Raw genomic sequence first — 18,796 nt, 5'->3', positions numbered from 1 at the left:
ATAATCTGAAGAGGATACATTATATTCCTAACAATAGATTGAATCTTATTTGAAAATTTAGCTCTACTCAGAAAAACGAAAATTTAAGAAAACTTGCCATAAATTTGCTGATTATCATAGATTTAGTTTCTGTCAAAATCAGTGAATTTGTGGCTAATTTTTTTTGCGACTTCTCGTATCAGACTCAAATTTGAATATTCAATAAATTTTTATAAATTTGAATTACAATAAATTATTTTTTATGAAAAAAATAGCATCATCAGAATTGATTTTAAACGCAGACGGAAGTATTTTTCATTTGCATTTGAAACCTGAACAAATTGCAGATACAATTATTTTAGTTGGCGATCCGGGGAGAGTAGAGTCAGTTTCATCATTTTTTGAATCAATAGAATTTAAAATTCAAAATAGAGAATTTATTACTCACACAGGATATTACAATAATACCCGAATTTCGGTAATATCTACCGGAATTGGCACAGACAATATCGATATTGTTGTAAATGAACTTGATGCTTTAGCAAACATTGATTTACAAAAGCGCATAATAAAAGAAAAGCATAAAAGCTTGAATTTCATCAGAATTGGAACCTCGGGAGCTTTGCAAAAAGACATCCCAATTGATTCGTACCTTGTTTCAAAAATGGCAATTGGTTTCGATGGTCTTTTGAATTTTTATGCAAATAGAGATAAAGTTTGTAATATAGAAATTGAAAACGAATTTGTGAAACACACAAATTGGAATAAGTCTCTATCTGCACCTTATTTTGTCGATGCCTCGGCAAACTTATTGAATAAAATTGGAGATGGAATTCGACAGGGTATAACAATCTCTGCTCCCGGATTTTATGCCCCTCAAGGAAGGGTGTTAAGACTGGGACTCGCAAATCCTTCACTGAATAACTCTATCGAAGAATTTGAATATAAGGGAAATAAAATAACAAATTTTGAGATGGAAAGTTCGGCAATTTTTGGTTTGTCGAAATTGATGGGACATAATGCCCTGACTTTTGTTGCAATAATTGCTAACAGGATTTTACATCAGTATAGTGCAGATTATAAGCAAATTGTAAGAAAATTAATAAAAGAAGTATTAGATAGAATTTCTAAATAAACAGTTTATAATTCATAACTTATTTTTCATAATTGCTGGCAGATAAATGGATGAATCAAAATTGAAATACCTACTAAAATTAATTGATGACCCATCGAATGAGGTTTATGAAGCGATTGAACCACAAATAGTTGACCAAGGTTTTGATGCATTAGCAATTCTCGAAAAAACTTGGGAATCGTCTTTAAATGAGATGGTTCAGGAAAGGACAAAAAAAATTATTTCAATAATTCAGTTTAATTCACTAAAAATGAACTTGTCGGATTGGGTAAAGTCCGGAGCTACCGATATTTTGTTGGGTACTTATTTAATTGCAAAATACCAATATCCTGATTTAGAATTTAAAGAAATTTCTGATAAAGTTGGAAAAATCAGCCACGACATCTGGCTTGAAATAAACCCAAATCTTACCGCTCTCGAAAAAGTAAAGGTGATAAATCATATCTTTTTCGACATTCATAAATTTTCAGGGAATACTTTAAATTATTATGCCCCGAAAAATTCTTTCATCAACGAAGTTTTAGATGCGAAAAAGGGTAGTCCAATTAGTTTGGCTATTATATATTCTGCTGTATCTCAGCAACTAAACATTCCTATTTATGGTATAAATCTTCCGAAGAATTTTATTCTCGCATATATTGACGAGTTAAGTACCTTAAGCCTTGCTGAGGGCGACCATAACGAAAAGGTTTTATTCTACCTTAATCCCTTCAATAGAGGATTGGTTTTTAATAAAACAGAAATTGATGTATTTTTAAAACAACAGAAGCTTAAACCGCAAGCTAGCTATTATTTACCTTGTTCGAATGTCAATATTGTTGTAAGATTGATAAATAATTTGATAGCATCATACAAGCAATTGGTGCAAGCCGAAAAAATTGAAGATTTGAATGAATTATTAAGAATTATTGAGGAGGCTTAAAACGAATTTATAGTCATATCAAGCATATCTTTTCAGCCCAATTCTCGTTCTTTCCCAGTTTTGATTCACAATAAAAAGATTAGCTTAGCTATGGCTATACTTAGAAACACTACTTACTTTTTCTCATTTTGCAAAACAGAAAAATTACTTCGTCTTAACAGCAAAAATATACTTGACATGACAATAGTTTCACTATTTACATTCATAAAATCGATAAAATGCAAATTTTTTGCTTATACCGAAAACGCTGCATTTCACTGATCTGAAATAATATTGAAGAACTTTCTCAATTTCGTTGGCAGTGTTTAAATGCTCGTGCTTCATAATTATATCATAATCCAGTTTGTATTTTAGTTTAAATTCGATAGCAGAAGTAAATTTCCATCCCAATTTCCAAAGTATAGTTCCTTCGTTAGGAATTGCAACACGAAAAGTTCCATTTTCTGAAAGTAATAGGGCGACATTTTCTACAACCTGTGGCAGATGTTCTAAATGTTCTAATGTTGCAATACTTATTATTCTTTCATATTGTTGAGATTTAGGGATTTGCGAAATATCAGTAAAAATGTTTTTAATACGTTTTTTCCTTTCCGATTTTTCAAATAATTCAGTAAAAGGTTCAACTATATCATAATCAGCAGTTTGGGGTTCGTATTTTAAATGATTAAGTGTGCCGGCTCCAATTTCTAAAGTTTTTTTCTTTTTTGTTGAATTTTGCAAATCGGCGGCAACTTTTTTGTGCATCCAACTTTCCATTTTTTGTGTTATCCACGAAGCTTTCGACAATCCTTCTCTGTTCGACATATAGTGCTTTTGATAGATTTCTTTGTATTCTTTTGGTAATACAGAACGGACTTTTGGGTATTCTTCAAACATAAATTACAATTTTTTTGTAAAATTAAAATTATTCAGCTTAAACATGAAATATCTATATTTGCTTGATTTTATTTTGTTATGAAAACTGAAAAAAAAGACCAACGAAACAGATATGTGAATATTGAGGTTATGCTATCAATAGTAACAAATCTGTTTTTATTTATTCTAAAATATTGGGCAGGAATTATATCTGGCTCGCTTGCAATTATTGCTGATGCCTGGCACACTTTGTCGGATTCTTTATCATCAATAATTTTGTTGTTCGGAAATAAAATATCATCGAAACCTCCCGATAAAAATCACCCTTTCGGGCATGGTAGAGCAGAATTGATTGCAGCAATAATTATTGGTTTATTCATTGCTATCATAGGTTTCAATTTTATTATCGAATCGTTTCACAAGCTCAAAGAAAACGAATCAGCTAATTATGGAATTATAGCAGTTGTTGTAATACTTATTTCTGTAATTGCTAAGGAGGCGCTTGCTCGATACGCTTTCTGGGCCGGAAAAAAAGTCAATTCTAAAAGTCTTGTTGCCGATGGTTGGCATCACAGAAGCGATGCTCTTTCATCGGTAGTCTTACTTGTCGGAATTTTCCTAAACAGATTTTTTTGGTGGATCGATGGTGTTCTAGGAATTCTGATTGCTTTATTCCTTTTTCATGCTACCTACAAAATTCTTAAAGATGCAATTGATACCTTGCTTGGACAAAAACCTGATGATAAACTCATAAAATCAATAAATGAACTATCAGAGCAAATTTATCCGCACGATATGGAAATTCATCATTTTCATATTCATAGCTATGGCAACCATCACGAAATAACATTTCACATGCGATTGCCAAAAGATATGAAGCTCGAAGAAGTTCATTCAATTAGTTCGGGTTTTGTAAAATTAATTAAAGAGAAACTTGGGATTTTTGCTACAATTTATGTAGATCCGATTGAAAACACATAAAAGATATGATAGAAATTATTAAATTTAGATTTGAGAACGAAAAATTATTTGCGGCTGCTACCAACATCAGATCAATAGTTTTTGTAGTAGAGCAAAAAGTTGAAAAAAAGTTAGAATTCGATGGGCTGGACAATATCTCAGCTCAATATTTAGCCTTTTTCGATGATAAACCTGTGGGTACTGCTCGTTGGCGAGAAACCGAAAAAGGAATCAAATTGGAGAGATTTGCAGTTTTGAAATCGCATAGAAATTTGAAAATCGGACAGCATATTTTAGACAAAATTTTGGAGGATACAAAAACTCTTGGCAAAACAATTTATTTGCATGCACAAATAGCCGCCTTTAATTTTTACAAAAAAAATGGTTTTGTAGAGTATGGCGAAAAGTTTGTTGAAGCAGATATTGAACATTATAAAATGAGATATTTGATTGTTTAAATTGCAAGAGAATTGAAGCCAATAATTGGTAAACATTAAAAATTGCTGCCGATTATAGCAAGTTTAATCAAGCGGGCATAGAATGATGGAATGAAAATTAAACCATAAAATAGAATTCGTTGTAAGTTGAAAGTAAGTGTTTCAAAACGCCCGCCTGTTCATACTTGCAAACCATTAGCAAAAATGCAAGAGGAAGTTTTAAGATTGACATTTCAATAATAAGATGTAAATTTGTATAAAAGGAAATTAAAATGGAAGCAGCAATAGGAAATAAATTGGTCGATAGTTACTTCAGGTTCATGAGAAATTGGGACAATGAAACCAAAAAGAATTTGATAATTAAGTTAACTCAGTCAATAGATACTGACGATAAAATGAAGCGTGATTTTTCTTCATGTTTTGGAGCATGGGAAGACGATAGGAATGCAGATGAGATTGTTGAGGATTTAAAAGCTGATAGAGTTAATAACCGTGAAATTGAAGACTTTAATGGATTACTTGATTGATACCAATATTTGTATATACTATTTCAAAGGTCAATTTGGATTAAAGGAAAAAATTGAAAACATTGGATTTGAGAACTTCGCTATTTCAGAAATTACTTTAGCAGAATTGATTTACGGTGCAGAAAAAAGTCAAAAAGTTGATAAAAATCTAAAAGTAGTTGAAGAATTTGCTGACCAAATTGAAATTTTGCCGATTTTAAATTGCATGAGAATTTATGGTAAAGAAAAAGCTAGATTAAAATCTATTGGTAAAACAATTGGAGATTTGGACCTATTTATTGGATCAACAGCTATTGTAAATAACTTGACTATGGTAACTCGGAATACTCGAGAATTTGAACGAATAGAAGGGATTAGTTTAGAAAACTGAATGGATGAATAATGGGATTTTTGCCAACAAAGGCATTACTCAACAAGGTTTTTTGACGATAGATTGAAATATAATGCAAATAATTATAATTAAAAATAAATTGAAACGGCAATGCTTAGAAATCTCTGACTGGGCGTAGCCAAACCGCTATAAAAATTGAATCCATTAAAAAAACTTATTGGCCAAACCGCTATTTATGGTGCAAGTAGTATTGTTGGCAGATTGTTAAACTATTTTCTGGTACCATTATATACACGAATTTTCGAACCGGAAATTTATGGTATTGTGGGAGAGTTATTTTCATATGTAGCTTTTCTGATGATTGTATTAATGTACGGAATGGAAACGGGATTTTTCCGATTTTCGGAAACTGAAAAAAGCTTCAATAAGGTTTTTGGAACCAGCCTAATTTCTTTGTTTGCAACATCTTCGGTTTTCATTATTTTGATGATAGTTTTTGCTCAACCGATTGCAAATTTTCTTGACTATTCCGAAAATCCTGAATATATAATTTGGCTTTCAATAATTGTTGGTCTGGATTGCTTGATGGCAATTCCTTTTGCAAAACTGCGACATCAGAACAGAGCAATAAAATTTGTTACTATCAAGTTGATTTTCATTTTTGCAAACATTGGCCTGATTCTGTTTTTTCTGATTTTTTGTCCTTATTATATTAAGGAAAATCAAAATTCTGTTTTGCTGTCAATTTATTCGTCGGAAATTGGTGTTGGCTATGTTTTTATTTCAAATTTAATTGCAAATATTTTAATATTGATTATTCTCCTGCCGGAAATGTTCAATGTGAAAATCAGTTTCGATTTTGGTCTGCTGAAACGGATGCTTGCATTTTCGCTGCCATTGCTGGTGGTAGGTTTTGCAGGCACCATCAACGAAGTTTTAGATAGAATTTTGTTGAAATTTTTGTCGACCGAAAATGTAAATCCAATGTCGGAAATTGGGATTTATAATGCAAATTATAAAGTTGCACTATTGATGACTTTATTTATTCAAACTTTTCGATATGCAGCCGAGCCATTTTTCTTTGCACATGCCAAAAACAGTCGGTCGAAAAGCGATTATTCGCTTATTATGAAATATTTCGTGATTTTTGGGCTTACAATATTTTTGGGAGCTACCTTATATCTTTCTGTTCTAAAATATTTTATTGGCGAAGATTATCGTTCGGGGCTGAATGTGGTACCCATACTTTTGCTTGCAAATCTATTTCTTGGCATAATCTATAATTTATCAATTTGGTATAAACTCACAAGCAAAACTATGTATGGTGCATATATTGCACTATTCGGTGCAACAATTACAATAGTTCTGAATATTATTCTAATTCCAAAGATTGGCTATCTCGGCTCAGCCTGGGCAACTTTTTTCTGCTATTTTTCTATGATGCTACTCTCTTTTTTCTGGGGCAAAAAACATTACAAAATAAAATACGAAGTTTTACCAATAGCCAAATATTTTGTCATAGCTTTGGTTTTATACGCAATTAGCCGCTTTGTTCCTGAAATAAATCAGGTTTTTACACTTTTGGTTAGTAGTTTATTGTTTTTTGTTTTTGTTGGGTATGTATTTTGGGAGGAGAAACTTTTAGACTTTGCAAAATGAGTTTCATTAAATTTTATAAAAAAAAGGGAATCACCACCAAAGCCAATTCCCTTTTCAAAGTCAATTTTTTACAAATTGTCAATTATTATTAACAATTGTTACTGCCCATACATCTCAATAATTTCTTGTTTTGTTTTACCAAGAATTCCATATTTTTCGCCAACTTTTTTGAAAGCTGCAAGTGCTTTGTCTAAATGATGAATTTCGTGTCCGGCAGAAATCTGTGTTCTGATTCGAGCCTGACCGTTCGGAACTACGGGGAAGAAAAATCCTATTGCGTAAATTCCTTCATCGTATAAGTCTCTTGAAAAATCTTGCGATAGTTTTGCATTGAACAACATTACCGGAACTATTGGTGTATCACCTTCTTTCAAAACAAAACCTGCTTCGAGCAAGCCTTTTCGCCAGTAGGCAGTATTTATTTCAAGTTTGTCGCGACGTTCGGTATTTCCCGAAAGGGTGTCGAGAACTTTAATAATTCCTGCAACTACAACCGGAGCGATAGTGTTTGAAAATAGATATGGTCTTGCTTTCTGGCGGCACATTTCCACTAATTCTTTACGTCCTGAAACGCAACCTCCTGAGGCACCTCCAAGTGCTTTTCCAAAAGTTGTAGTAATTATGTCGATTTTGCCCATAACGCCACAATGTTCGTGTGTTCCGCGACCTGTTTTTCCAATAAAACCCGACGAGTGAGAATCGTCAACAAAAAGCAGTGCATCGTATTTTTCGCAAAGTTCAACCATTTCGTCAAGTTTTGCAGTATCGCCATCCATTGAAAAAACACCGTCGGTAATTACAACTTTCAATCGTTTGTCGCTATGAAGAATTAACTTCTTTTCAAGATGTTTCAAGTTGGAATGTTTGAATGTGTCGTGCATTGCTGAGCACAATCTTATTCCGTCAATAATTGAAGCATGTACCAAACGGTCTGATATCATCACATCATCATCGTTAAGAATTGCTTCGAAAACTCCTGCATTAGCATCCATGCAGGATGGAAAAAGAATTGTATCTTCAGTCCCAAGAAATTCGGTAACTTTCTGCTCTAATTCTTTATGAATGTCCTGTGTTCCACAAATGAAACGAACCGAAGACATCCCATAGCCGCGAGTATCAAGTCCTTCGTGTGCGGCTTTTACAACATCGGGATGAGAAGACAAACCCAAATAATTGTTTGCACACATATTTATTACTTTCTTCTTTTCGGAACCAACAGGAAATTCTACCTCTATGTCGGCTGCCTGCGAAGATTTAATAAATCTTTCTTGCTTGAAAATTCCTGCTTTTTTTATATCTTCTATTTGCTCTTGATATAAGCCTCTAATTTTATCACTGTAAGCCATAATTGTTTAATTGAAAATTGATAATTGTTGATTGAAAATTGATAACTACTTTATATTTAAAAATAAAATCCCAATTGCATTTTAAAAAAATCGGGATTTCACTTTTAACTTTTCATATTTTTTTATCCTATAAACTCTTCAATCAATTTTGTAATTTTATTGACTGAGTCGAATGCTTCTGGGCTTGCTTTTTCGTCTGGAATAGAAATTTTATATTTCATTTCTAAAAATCTCTTGAGCGAAACCATTGAAAAGGAATCGACTATTCCACCTGAAATAAGTGGAGAATCGTATGATAGCTCCTCGTCTTCGTCTTCAAGATATTCTTCAATAACATACTCTAATACAACTTCTTTAATTTCTTCTGTGTTTGCCATTTTTTTATTTTTAACTTTATTAATAAATGAATTTATAATTAACTATTATTTTTAATGGTTGATTAGAAGGCTACAAAATCAAGGCTTGCGAAATCTTGAAAACTGGGAGTTTACTTTTGTAAATGACCAATTTTCAAGGTGAGCGTAACGAAGATTTTGGAGTTTTCTAGTCAGCCATTACTAATCATCTTCAAGTGTTGATGTATCGCCAATTTCTTCGCCCCATTCTTTTGCGTGAAGCATACGTCTCATAATTTTTCCACTTCGGGTTTTTGGCAATTTGTCCATATATTCAATTTCTTGTGGCATTGCCAGTGGCGAGAGCTTTTTCCTAATGAAATTCATAATTTTCAGTTCAAGTTCTTCGCTAGCTTCAAAGCCGGAATTTAGGGTTACAAAGGCTTTCACAACTTCCATATTTACATCATCTGGTTTTGCTACAACTGCCGATTCTGCAACTGCTTCGTGTTCCAAGAGAGCCGATTCTACTTCGAAAGGACTCACAAGATGCCCACCTGTATTTATAACATCGTCGTCGCGACCAACAAACCAGAAATATCCATCTTTGTCGATGGTTGATCTATCGCCGGATAAATACCAACCATTTTCAAACTTTTTCTTATAAGTTTCTTCGTTTTCCCAGTAGGTACGCATCATTGCTGGCCAGCCTGGTTTAAACGCAATTAGCCCGGGTTTGTTTGCTTCGTGAATTGGTTCAAAAGTTTTAGGATCGAGTACTGCTGCTATAATCCCCGGAAAAGGTTTGCCCATTGAGCCTGGTTTAACTTTCATTCCCGGATAATTTGTTACCATCATCGAGCCGGTTTCTGTTTGCCAGAAAGTATCGTAAAATGCTAATCCGAAAACTTTTTCCGACCATATAACTGCTTCTGCATTAAGTGGTTCGCCAACGCTAGCCAAATGACGTAAAGATGAAAGGTCATAATTTTTTATTAAATCGTTTCCTGCTTTCATCAACGAGCGAATGGCTGTTGGTGCAGAATACCACATAGTTACTTTGTTTTTCTGGATGAAGGCATACCATGATTCAGCCGAGAAACCGGTGTCGAGAACGCATTGTGTGATTCCGAGGCTCCATGGTCCGATAATTCCGTATGATGTTCCTGTAACCCATCCCGGATCGGCAGTACACCAATAAATATCGTCTTCCTGAAGGTCTAAAACCCATTTTGAAGTTAAGTACTGCGATATTAATGAATAATGTACATGTTTTACTCCCTTTGGTTGACCTGTTGTTCCTGAGGTATAATGCAAAATTGAAGGAGATTCTGCTTTTGTTGGAAAAATTTCAAGATTTTCTACTTTTTCTGCTTCTTCTACGGAAAATGCAATCTCTCGCTCTTTCAGTGGTTTTTTCCCATCGTGATCTACAATGATAATATGCTTCAAATAAGGCATATCTTTCAATATTTTTCTTACCTTAGAAACATGTTTTCTTTGGGTTAAAATTGCTGTGGTTTTTGCATTATCTAATCTTACATATAACGATTCGTCTCCAAATGCTGAAAATAAAGGTTGTGCAATAGAACCAATTTTTAGCACTCCAAGAAGTCCAAAATATAGATCAGGAATTTTATCCATAAACAGGCAAACTCTGTCACCATTGTTTATCCCCAGATTTTGAAGAAATTTACCGATTGTATTACTTGAAAGGCGAATATCGTTGAAAGTGTATTCTTTCTCAACACCTCCAAGACCTTCCCACTTCAAGGCAAGTTTATTGGCTTTTCCCATTTCGCAAATTCTATCGGAACAATACCATCCAATATTAATATTGTCTCCATCTTTATAGTCAAGTTCTTTCTCAGAAATCGACCAATCAAAGTTTTTTATTCTTTCATCGTAAGACCCAATGTTCGACATTTCTCTTATTTTAATTTGTTTCAATTATTACTACTGCATTAACTATTTCTTTTAAATGCGATAAAGATACATTAATATTTTTTATGTTGTATTTTTCGCAAATTTCTTTAGATTTCCCTGTGATTTTAATATTTGGTTTGCCTAATTCATCATTAGTGATTTCGATTTCGTTGTGCTGCAATCCATAGCGCCAACCTGTGCCAATTGCTTTGAAAAACGATTCTTTTGCAGCAAATCTGGCAGCAAGATGTTGTTCGGGAAATTTTTTCGACTGGCAATATCGTATTTCGTTTTCAGTGAAAAGCTTTTCTAACAAACCATCAACTTTTTCGATTTGTTTTTTGAACCGTTCTACTTCTATTATGTCTGTTCCGATGCCTAAAATCAAAATGGATTATGAGTTATGAATTATGATTGCAAATGATAGAGTTCCAATCTCCAGTTTCCAACATTCTATTTCAACCACCTATCAAGCCAATTATAAAATGTTCGTTGCCAAAGAATTCCATTTTGAGGCGAAAGCACCCAATGGTTTTCTTCAGGAAAATAAAGAAATTCTGCAGGAACATCGAGTAATACGGCTGCATTAAAAGCACTCATGCCTTGTGTATATGTAATTCTAAAATCTTTTTCGCCATGAATTATTAAAATAGGCGTGTCCCATTTTTCGACAAATTTATGAGGTGAATTTGCATAAGAGCGTTGTGCAATTTTGTTGTTTTTTTCCCAGAATGCGCCGCCAAGGTCCCAATTAACGAAAAACATTTCTTCGGTTTCGAGATATTGTGCTTCGAAATTAAACATGCCGTCGTGCGAAATGAAGGCTTTAAATCGTTTATCGTGATGTCCGGCCAGCCAAAAAACTGAAAATCCGCCGTAGCTGGCTCCTATTGCTCCAAGTTTTGTTTCATCAACAAATGGTTCTTTTGCAAGTTCGTCGATTGCCGACAAATAATCTTTCATGTTTTGTCCGCCGTAGTCGCCGCTAATTTGCTCGTTCCATTCTTGCCCAAATGATGGCAATCCTCTTCGATTTGGTGCTACAATAATATAATCGTTTGCTGCCATCATTTGAAAATTCCAGCGGTAGCTCCAAAACTGACTTACGGTTCCTTGAGGACCTCCCTGGCAGTAAAGCAGAGTTGGATATTTTTTAGTTTTGTCGAAATGAGGCGGGAGAATTACCCATGTGAGCATGTCTTTGTTGTCGGTGGTTTTTATCCAGCGTTTTGTTACTTCGCCCATTGTGAGCTGGTCGAGAATTGGCTTGTTCACAAAACTTATTTGAGTTTCCTTTCCATCTTTAGTATTGTAAGAAAATATTTCGGTAGGAAAAGACATCGACTGTTTTGTTGCTATCAATGTGTTGTCCTCTCCAATTGCAATTGTTCTGTAATTGTGGATACCTTCTGTTATTCGGAAGAATTCATTATTTTCAATATTCAGTCTGAAAATTTCTTCGCTAGCTTTTATTCCAGATATGAAATAGATGAATTTACTGTCATCGGACCAAGTTATATGACCTACATTGTTGTCATAATCTTCTAAGTAATATTTTTTAGTTTTTGTAGTGAAATCGTAAATGAAAAGTCTGTTTTTGTCGGCTTCATATCCATCTCTTTCCATCGATTCCCAAGCTAGATATTTTCCGTCTGGCGAATAAAGTGGAACTTTGTCGTAGCCCATCATTCCTTCAGTTAGATTTGAAGTTTTGCCGGTTTCAATATTATAAATGTAAATATCTGTATTTGTTGAAAGTGTATATTCTTTGCCTTTAAGTTTTTTGCATGTGTAGGCAATATTTTTTCCGTCTGGCGAGTAGGTAATTTCTTCCATTCCTCCCCATGGTTTTGTAGGAGAATCAAATTTTTCTCCTTCCATAATGTCAATTAAATTGGAGATTTTTCCATTTTTATAATCAGCAACGAAAATGTGAGAGTAGGCGAAATTATGCCATGTATCCCAATGGCGATACATCAAATCGTTTTCTAATCGGGCATTTGCAAGTGGCAAATCTGAGTATAAATCGTTTACAGTTTTATCTAATTTTACTTCACGAGCAATAATGATTTTTGAATTTGCCGGCGAGTATTTAAATCCTGATATTCCTCCTTCAATTTCAGAAATTTGAACTATGTCTGTTCCATCAGGTTTCATTTCCCATAGCTGAACACTACCACTTTTTGTGCATAGAAATCCAATTTTGTTGCCATCTGGTCTCCATTTGGCAGAGAATTTTGCTGCCGGGAATTCAGTTATTTTTTTTGCTTCGCCACCTTTGGCAGGAATTGTATAAAAATCGTTTTGTCCCTTGTTTTTTTCTTTGTCGTAATATTTCACAGCGAACAAAATGTATTTTTTGTCTGGCGAAAGTTCAACATTATTTACTCTACCAAATGTCCACAAAACTTCTGGTGTCATAATATCCGAATCTAAATTCGGATTGTTTGCCAAAATGTTTTCAGGACTATTGGTTTTTGGGTTTGTTTGACTGTTTTCAGTAGTTTCGCAGCATGAGCTTAAAAAAATAATAGTAAGAATTGCGGCAATAATATTCAGTTTCTTCATAAGATAATTACTTAAAATGCACATTAAAAAGTTCAAATAAAGGAATAATATTTTTAAGAAAATATGAGATTTTACAGTATTGAAAAATATTGCATTTGTAGGGTTTTTTATCAGAATTTAACTCCCATAACCAAAATATCATCAATTTGTTCATAATTGCCCATCCAATCAATTATGTTTTGTCCCAATATTTGCTTTTGTTGGTTCATAGGTTTTTGATGAATTTCGAGAAGAAGATTTTTAAAAGGTTTGGATTTGAATTTTTTGTTGTATTCTCCTCCAAATTGGTCAACATATCCATCGGAAAACATATAAATTACATCATTTTTTTGCATCTGAAAATCATTATTTGTAAAATCAACTTTATCATTAGCATGAATTCCTACAGGCATTTTGTCTCCTTTAGTTACAATTAGTTCATCATTTCTAATGATATATAATGGATTGTTTGCACCGGCAAATTGTAAAACTTTTGTTTCATGATTGTATTTGCAAACTACCATGTCTATTCCATCTTTAGTTTGGTTGTTCTCGTTGGTTTGATCTAATGATGATATTACAATTTTTCTAAGGTGAGTAAGGATTTCTGCCGCCGACAAATCATTATATTGATTAATAATTTCGTTAAGTGAAGTAATCCCGAGGACACTCATCAGTGCTCCGGGAACTCCATGTCCGGTGCAATCTGAAACCGAAAAATATGTGTTATTGTTTTTATGCGAAAGCCAATAAAAATCGCCGCTTACTATATCTTTTGGTTTATTCAGAATAAAATAGTTGTCAAAGTATTTTTCTATCTTTTTGTTGTTTGGCAGAAATGCACTTTGAAGAGTATGTGCGTATCTGATACTTGCTGTAATTTGTTGATTTTGAATGGCAAGTTCATTTTTTGCTTTTATCTGAAATGCTGTTTTTTCTTTTAATTCAAGTTGGGTTTTTACTCTTTCAATTAGTTCCCGCGAATCGAAAGGTTTAGTTAAATAATCTTGTCCTCCTGCTTCAAAGCCTTTTATTATATCCTGCTTCTGAGTTTTTGCAGTTAGAAATACTACCGGAATATCCTTGGTTTTTTCGTTTGCACGAAGGCGGCGACAAACTTCGTAGCCGTCCATTCCCGGCATCATAATATCAAGTAGTGCAATATCAGGAGTGGGATCTTCAAAAGCTGCTTCAAGTGCATCTTCACCACATATGGCAATTTTTGTGTTAAAGTCTTCGAGTAGTTCAACCAAAATATCTATATTCTCAGGAGTGTCGTCAACAATTAAGATAGTGTTATCGTATAAATTTTTCATAATGTAGAATTGCTATTTCTTTTTGCAAAAATCATATTGGTAAATTTAGATTTTCCTTTTGCTATAAAATCATTTAAATATTAAGCTGACACTTGCGCCACTTTGCAAGAAATTTTTTGCCTTAATTTCTCCTCCATGAGCTTCCATAATATGTTTGGCAGCTTTCAAACTTAAGCCTACATTATCATCGTAATGTGGTTCGCCTACGCTAAATGGTTTGAATAGGTTCTCGATGGCTGTTTGAGTGAATCCTCTACCATTGTCATTAACTTCAATAATTTTTTCAGTTCCTTTAGTATAGATTTTGAGCAGAACAATATCTCCTTCTTTTGAATACTTGATAGAGTTATTTATGATGCTATTTATTGCATATTCTATGAGTCCTTTATTTGCTTCTATATTTATTTCATAATTGTCAATGTTTTTAACAATACCAATATTTTTTTCTTTGGAGGATTCTTCATTATATTTGATGCAGTATTCTGCCAGTTCAGCAATATTTATAGTTTCTCTTGGGAACTTATATTTGGCTTGTAGCTGGGTAATGAGCAATGCAGTTGTTGAGAATTTTTCAAGTCTTTCTACTGAAATATTCAGCATATCGACAAAAATGCTTAGTTCCGAATCTTCATTGAGAGTATCTTTTAGGAAACTGGAGGCACCAACTATACCATTTAGTGGAGTTCTTATTTCATGGCTTATCATCATTAGAAAGTTATTTTTTGCAGTATCGAGCCCTTGCAATTCCTTATTTGCATCATCAAGTTTTTCTAAAGCATTTTTTAGCTCCTCTGTTCTTTTCAGCACTTTTTCTTCAAGAATAACATTCACATTTCTTAGTATTTCTCTCTGAGCTTTTAGTTCGAGATGAGTTTTTATGCGTTCAATTAATTCACGTCCATCAAAAGGTTTTGTGATATAATCTTGGCCACCTGCTTCGAATCCATGTACAATATCATCTTTCAAGGTTTTGATAGTTAGGAATATGATTGGGATTTCCATAGTCTGCGGGTTGGCACGGAGTTGCCTGCAAACTTCAAAACCATTCATTTTTGGCATAATTACGTCTAACAGTATTAAGTCTGGCGGTTCGTCTTTAAAAATAATCTCTAAGGCATCTTCGCCGCTGATAGAGATTTTTGTGTTAAAATCTTCAAGGATATCAACTATAATATCAATAATCTCAGGTGAATCATCTACAATTAAGATTGTATTTTCATATAATGTCTTCATAATATTTTAAATATGTTTTTCAATTTTATTGAGGCATAAAATGGCATTTTTAAAATCGTATTTGGTTATTTTGTTTTTTAGTTCGTCAAAGGAATCGCCAGATAATCCGGCAGCATTCAAGTCTTTAAGCAAGTTTTTTGCTTTTGGATTTTTCTCTTGTAAAAGTTGTTTCAGTTTTGGAATGATTTTTTTAACTAACTCCTTATTTAAAGAATGGTTTTTCGTTTGTGTTTCAAATTCAAGTTTAGAGGAAATATGATTAAATAATTCAGATAGTTCTTTCTCAAAAATTGCAATTTCTGTTTCAAATTTTGAAATATCTTTGTCAATAATACTTTGTTCTACTATAATTGATTTGGCATGAATAGTATCTGCACCTATACTTCCACTAACACCTTTCAAAGTATGTATTTGCCGATAAGCAGTTTCAAAATCTTTTTCAATAACTGATTTTCTGAGTTCGAAACAAAACTTTTGGTTGTTTGCATAAAACTTTTTTAGAATACTTAAATACAATTTCTTTTTGTTACCCATCCTTTGCAGTGGTTTATGGATGTTTAAGCCTGGAATTTCGGGTATTTGGACTTCTATTTCTTTTTTGTTTTCGATATTTGTTATGTTATTGTTATTATTCGCATTCTGCAATTCTCTCGGTTTGATCCAATTGGTCAGAGTTGCGAAAACATAATCAGGATCAATAGGTTTGCTGATAAAATCTTGCATGCCGATTTCAATACACTTTTCCTTTACACCAACAATGGCATCAGCAGTCATTGCAATTATTGGCAGATTGTCGAATTCTTTCCTTTTTCTAATTTCAATGGTAGCATTAAAACCATCCATTACTGGCATTTGAAGGTCCATTAATACAAGGTCGTATTTGCTTGGAATACCTGATGATGTAATCATTTCTACCGATTCTTTTCCGTCATTTGCAATTTCAACAATAAAACCTACATCTGTGAGTAGTTCTTGAGCTACTTGCTGATTGATTTCGTTATCTTCGGTAAGTAATATATTTGCTCCCTTAATTTTCTTAAGTTCATCTGTATATTTTGTATATTCTTCAGAAATGTTTTGTATGGTTTTTTTCTGATTGCCAAAGATTCCAATAATAGTATCGAAAAGAAAAGAATGAGTAATTGGTTTGACAAGAAAACCATTTATTCCAATTTCCTGAGCCTGTTTTGCTATTTCCTCACGCCCGAATGCAGTAACCATGATGATTATTGGAGTTTTTATTTTCTTTTCTTCTTTGATTCTTTTTGATGCTTCCAGCCCATCCATTCCCGGCATGACCCAGTCCATAAGCACTAATTCGAATGGTTCATCTTTTTGATTTTCAAGTAATTTTATAGCTGCTTCACCCGAATCGACGGCAGTAACATTAAATGAAAATTTTTCGAGAGCTTCGGTTAAAATATTTCTTGCAGTAGCATTATCATCACAAACAAGCACATTCATGCCTCGTAGGTCTATTGATGGATCATGTACTATACGTTTTTGTTCTTTTTGCACACCTAATTCTATTGTGAAATAGAATTTGCTTCCTTGTTCATTAGTACTTTCAAGTCCGGCTTCACCATTCATTAGTTCAACTAATCTTTTGCTGATGGCTAAACCTAGGCCTGTTCCTCCATATTTTCGTGTTGTGGATTGATCTGCTTGCGAAAATGATTTGAATAGTTTTTTTTGTTCATTTTCAGAAATTCCAATACCTGTATCTTTAACTGAGAATTTGATTTTAGCTTTTTCATTTTTCTGTTCAATCAAATCTGCGGAAAGAACAACTTCTCCTTTTTCGGTAAATTTAACAGCATTGCTGCAATAATTGGTAAGTACTTGTGCAATTCTTAAAGGATCGCCTATTAATTTAAGTGGGACATCTTTGTTGAAGCTAATTGCAAACTCAAGTCCTTTTTCCTGAGCATTTCGGGAAACAAGATTTGAAACTGTATCCATTACAAATTCAAGATCGAAATTTGTATTTTCAATAGTTAATTTCCCTGCTTCAATTTTCGAGAAGTCAAGAATGTCATTGATTATTCCAAGTAATAATTTTGCCGACTGATGAGTTTTTGAAACATAATCTCTTTGTTTTACATTTAGGTTTGTTTGCAGGCAAAGGTGTGATAGTCCAATAATTGCATTCATCGGAGTTCTTATTTCATGACTCATTCGGGCAAGAAACTCACTTTTAGATTTACTGGTTGCAATGGCAGTCTCTTTTTCGAGACCTAGTTTTTCTGATTTAACTCTTTCTGATACATCTTCATAGATACATATTCCTCCATCAAATTCATTATCGTGTGAAAACAAAGGAGTGTAGATATTCCTAACATATAGTTTTTTATTGCTTAAAGGATGCTGAGATTCGTTTTCAAAAATGGCTTGCTCACCGTCTTTGGTTTTGTTGATTGCATGGATGATTTCCTGATTTTCGCTTTGTTTGAGCAGGTTATATCCAACTATTTTTTTTGAGCTTACTCCAATCAAATTGGAGAATGCAATATTACACATTGTAATATTTCCATCTTTGTCATAATGGTAGATACCCATAGGAGAATTTTCAAGAATAAGGGATATTTTTTCATTATTCTCTCTAAGGATTTTTTCTAATTTTTTGTTTTCAGTAATGTCTTTGAATATACAAATATAATTTATTATTTTTCCTTCTTGATTTTTCAATCCGGACATTGAAGCAAGTTCCCAATATATTTCGCCGTTTTTTCTTTTATTTTCAATTTCGCCTTTCCATGGTTTGCCATTTTTTAAATTTCTCCAGATATCTACGTATTTTTCTTTTCCAAGTAATTTTACATCTAATGCGTTTGCAATTTTCCCAATTACTTCATCTTTTCTATAACCTGTAGAATTTATAAATTCTGCGTTCACATATTCAATATATCCATTGGTATTTGTGATGCACACAGAATTTGGGCTTTGTTCTATAGCTTGTGACAGTTTTAATACATCTTGTTCTTTTTTCTCCTTTTCAGTTATATCTCTTAGAATCACCATTTGAGCAGCATTACTCATATAGTCTATTTCAGTTGCAGAAAGTTCAGCTAGTACATGCTCGTGTTTTGATTTAAAAATCTCAACTTTGAATGAATTTATTTTAGTTAAGTTGCCAAATTGAGTTTCCTTAACCTGCATAATTCACAAAAACAAGCAAAATGATGTTAATATTCTGTAATACAGACAAATGCAAGCTTTGATAAAAAACATTAATTTTTTAAATAAAAATGGAGTTCATGTATATTTTTTTCCAATAAGTTACTATCT

General features: G+C 33.2%; 16 protein-coding genes. 7 read left to right on the top strand and 9 right to left on the bottom strand.

Annotated features, from left to right (window positions below; all coding sequences use genetic code 11):
- The first annotated feature begins 241 nt into the window (after window positions 1–241).
- Window positions 242–1,114: a nucleoside phosphorylase gene (locus HN894_14750; GenBank protein MBT7144582.1), complete on the top strand. Its 873-nt coding sequence runs from the start codon at window positions 242–244 to the stop codon at window positions 1,112–1,114.
- Window positions 1,115–1,160: 46 nt separating this feature from the next.
- Complete coding sequence (locus tag HN894_14745) at window positions 1,161–2,036, top strand: hypothetical protein (GenBank protein ID MBT7144581.1); 876 nt, start codon at window positions 1,161–1,163, stop codon at window positions 2,034–2,036.
- A gap of 192 nt (window positions 2,037–2,228) precedes the next feature.
- Here HN894_14745 and HN894_14740 read toward each other — a convergent pair whose 3' ends face one another.
- Window positions 2,229–2,912 (bottom strand): methyltransferase domain-containing protein, encoded by a 684-nt coding sequence (locus tag HN894_14740; GenBank protein MBT7144580.1) that lies wholly within the window; start codon window positions 2,910–2,912, stop codon window positions 2,229–2,231.
- Between the two features lie 129 nt (window positions 2,913–3,041).
- On the opposite strand from HN894_14740, the gene HN894_14735 reads away from it, so the two are divergent.
- From HN894_14735 to HN894_14715, 5 genes are all read left to right on the top strand, one after another.
- Window positions 3,042–3,872 (top strand): cation transporter, encoded by an 831-nt coding sequence (locus tag HN894_14735; GenBank protein ID MBT7144579.1) that lies wholly within the window; start codon window positions 3,042–3,044, stop codon window positions 3,870–3,872.
- A gap of 5 nt (window positions 3,873–3,877) precedes the next feature.
- A complete protein-coding gene (locus tag HN894_14730) occupies window positions 3,878–4,309 on the top strand; it encodes a GNAT family N-acetyltransferase (GenBank protein MBT7144578.1) in 432 nt (143 codons plus the stop codon).
- Between the two features lie 251 nt (window positions 4,310–4,560).
- A complete protein-coding gene (locus HN894_14725) occupies window positions 4,561–4,815 on the top strand; it encodes a hypothetical protein (GenBank protein ID MBT7144577.1) in 255 nt (84 codons plus the stop codon).
- Window positions 4,799–5,185 (top strand): type II toxin-antitoxin system VapC family toxin, encoded by a 387-nt coding sequence (locus HN894_14720; GenBank protein MBT7144576.1) that lies wholly within the window; start codon window positions 4,799–4,801, stop codon window positions 5,183–5,185. Before HN894_14725 ends, HN894_14720 begins: the two co-directional genes overlap by 17 nt.
- 156 nt (window positions 5,186–5,341) lie before the next feature.
- The gene (locus HN894_14715) at window positions 5,342–6,805 is read left to right on the top strand and encodes an oligosaccharide flippase family protein (protein MBT7144575.1); all 1,464 of its coding nucleotides are present in this window, start codon (window positions 5,342–5,344) and stop codon (window positions 6,803–6,805) included.
- Between the two features lie 98 nt (window positions 6,806–6,903).
- Here HN894_14715 and HN894_14710 read toward each other — a convergent pair whose 3' ends face one another.
- From HN894_14710 to HN894_14675, 8 genes are all read right to left on the bottom strand, one after another.
- A complete protein-coding gene (locus HN894_14710; GenBank protein ID MBT7144574.1) occupies window positions 6,904–8,151 on the bottom strand; it encodes a glycine C-acetyltransferase in 1,248 nt (415 codons plus the stop codon).
- A gap of 122 nt (window positions 8,152–8,273) precedes the next feature.
- Window positions 8,274–8,528, bottom strand: a complete 255-nt coding sequence (locus HN894_14705; protein MBT7144573.1) for an acyl carrier protein — start codon at window positions 8,526–8,528, stop codon at window positions 8,274–8,276.
- A 180-nt stretch (window positions 8,529–8,708) separates the two neighbouring features.
- Window positions 8,709–10,412: an acetate--CoA ligase gene (acsA, locus tag HN894_14700; GenBank protein MBT7144572.1), complete on the bottom strand. Its 1,704-nt coding sequence runs from the start codon at window positions 10,410–10,412 to the stop codon at window positions 8,709–8,711.
- A 10-nt stretch (window positions 10,413–10,422) separates the two neighbouring features.
- The gene (locus HN894_14695; GenBank protein ID MBT7144571.1) at window positions 10,423–10,800 is read right to left on the bottom strand and encodes a holo-ACP synthase; all 378 of its coding nucleotides are present in this window, start codon (window positions 10,798–10,800) and stop codon (window positions 10,423–10,425) included.
- A gap of 65 nt (window positions 10,801–10,865) precedes the next feature.
- On the bottom strand, window positions 10,866–12,980 hold the full coding sequence (locus HN894_14690) for a S9 family peptidase (protein ID MBT7144570.1): 2,115 nt from the start codon (window positions 12,978–12,980) through the stop codon (window positions 10,866–10,868).
- A 110-nt stretch (window positions 12,981–13,090) separates the two neighbouring features.
- Window positions 13,091–14,275 (bottom strand): response regulator, encoded by a 1,185-nt coding sequence (locus HN894_14685; protein MBT7144569.1) that lies wholly within the window; start codon window positions 14,273–14,275, stop codon window positions 13,091–13,093.
- 69 nt (window positions 14,276–14,344) lie between these two features.
- Window positions 14,345–15,508, bottom strand: coding sequence for a hybrid sensor histidine kinase/response regulator (locus HN894_14680; GenBank protein ID MBT7144568.1), 1,164 nt, complete (start codon window positions 15,506–15,508; stop codon window positions 14,345–14,347).
- Window positions 15,509–15,514: 6 nt separating this feature from the next.
- Window positions 15,515–18,667: a response regulator gene (locus tag HN894_14675; GenBank protein ID MBT7144567.1), complete on the bottom strand. Its 3,153-nt coding sequence runs from the start codon at window positions 18,665–18,667 to the stop codon at window positions 15,515–15,517.
- Between the last annotated feature and the right edge of the window lie 129 nt (window positions 18,668–18,796).

This window comes from Bacteroidota bacterium, assembly GCA_018692315.1.
In the GTDB taxonomy this organism is placed as follows: domain Bacteria; phylum Bacteroidota; class Bacteroidia; order Bacteroidales; family JABHKC01; genus JABHKC01.
This window is presented reverse-complemented; position numbering and strand designations above follow the sequence as displayed.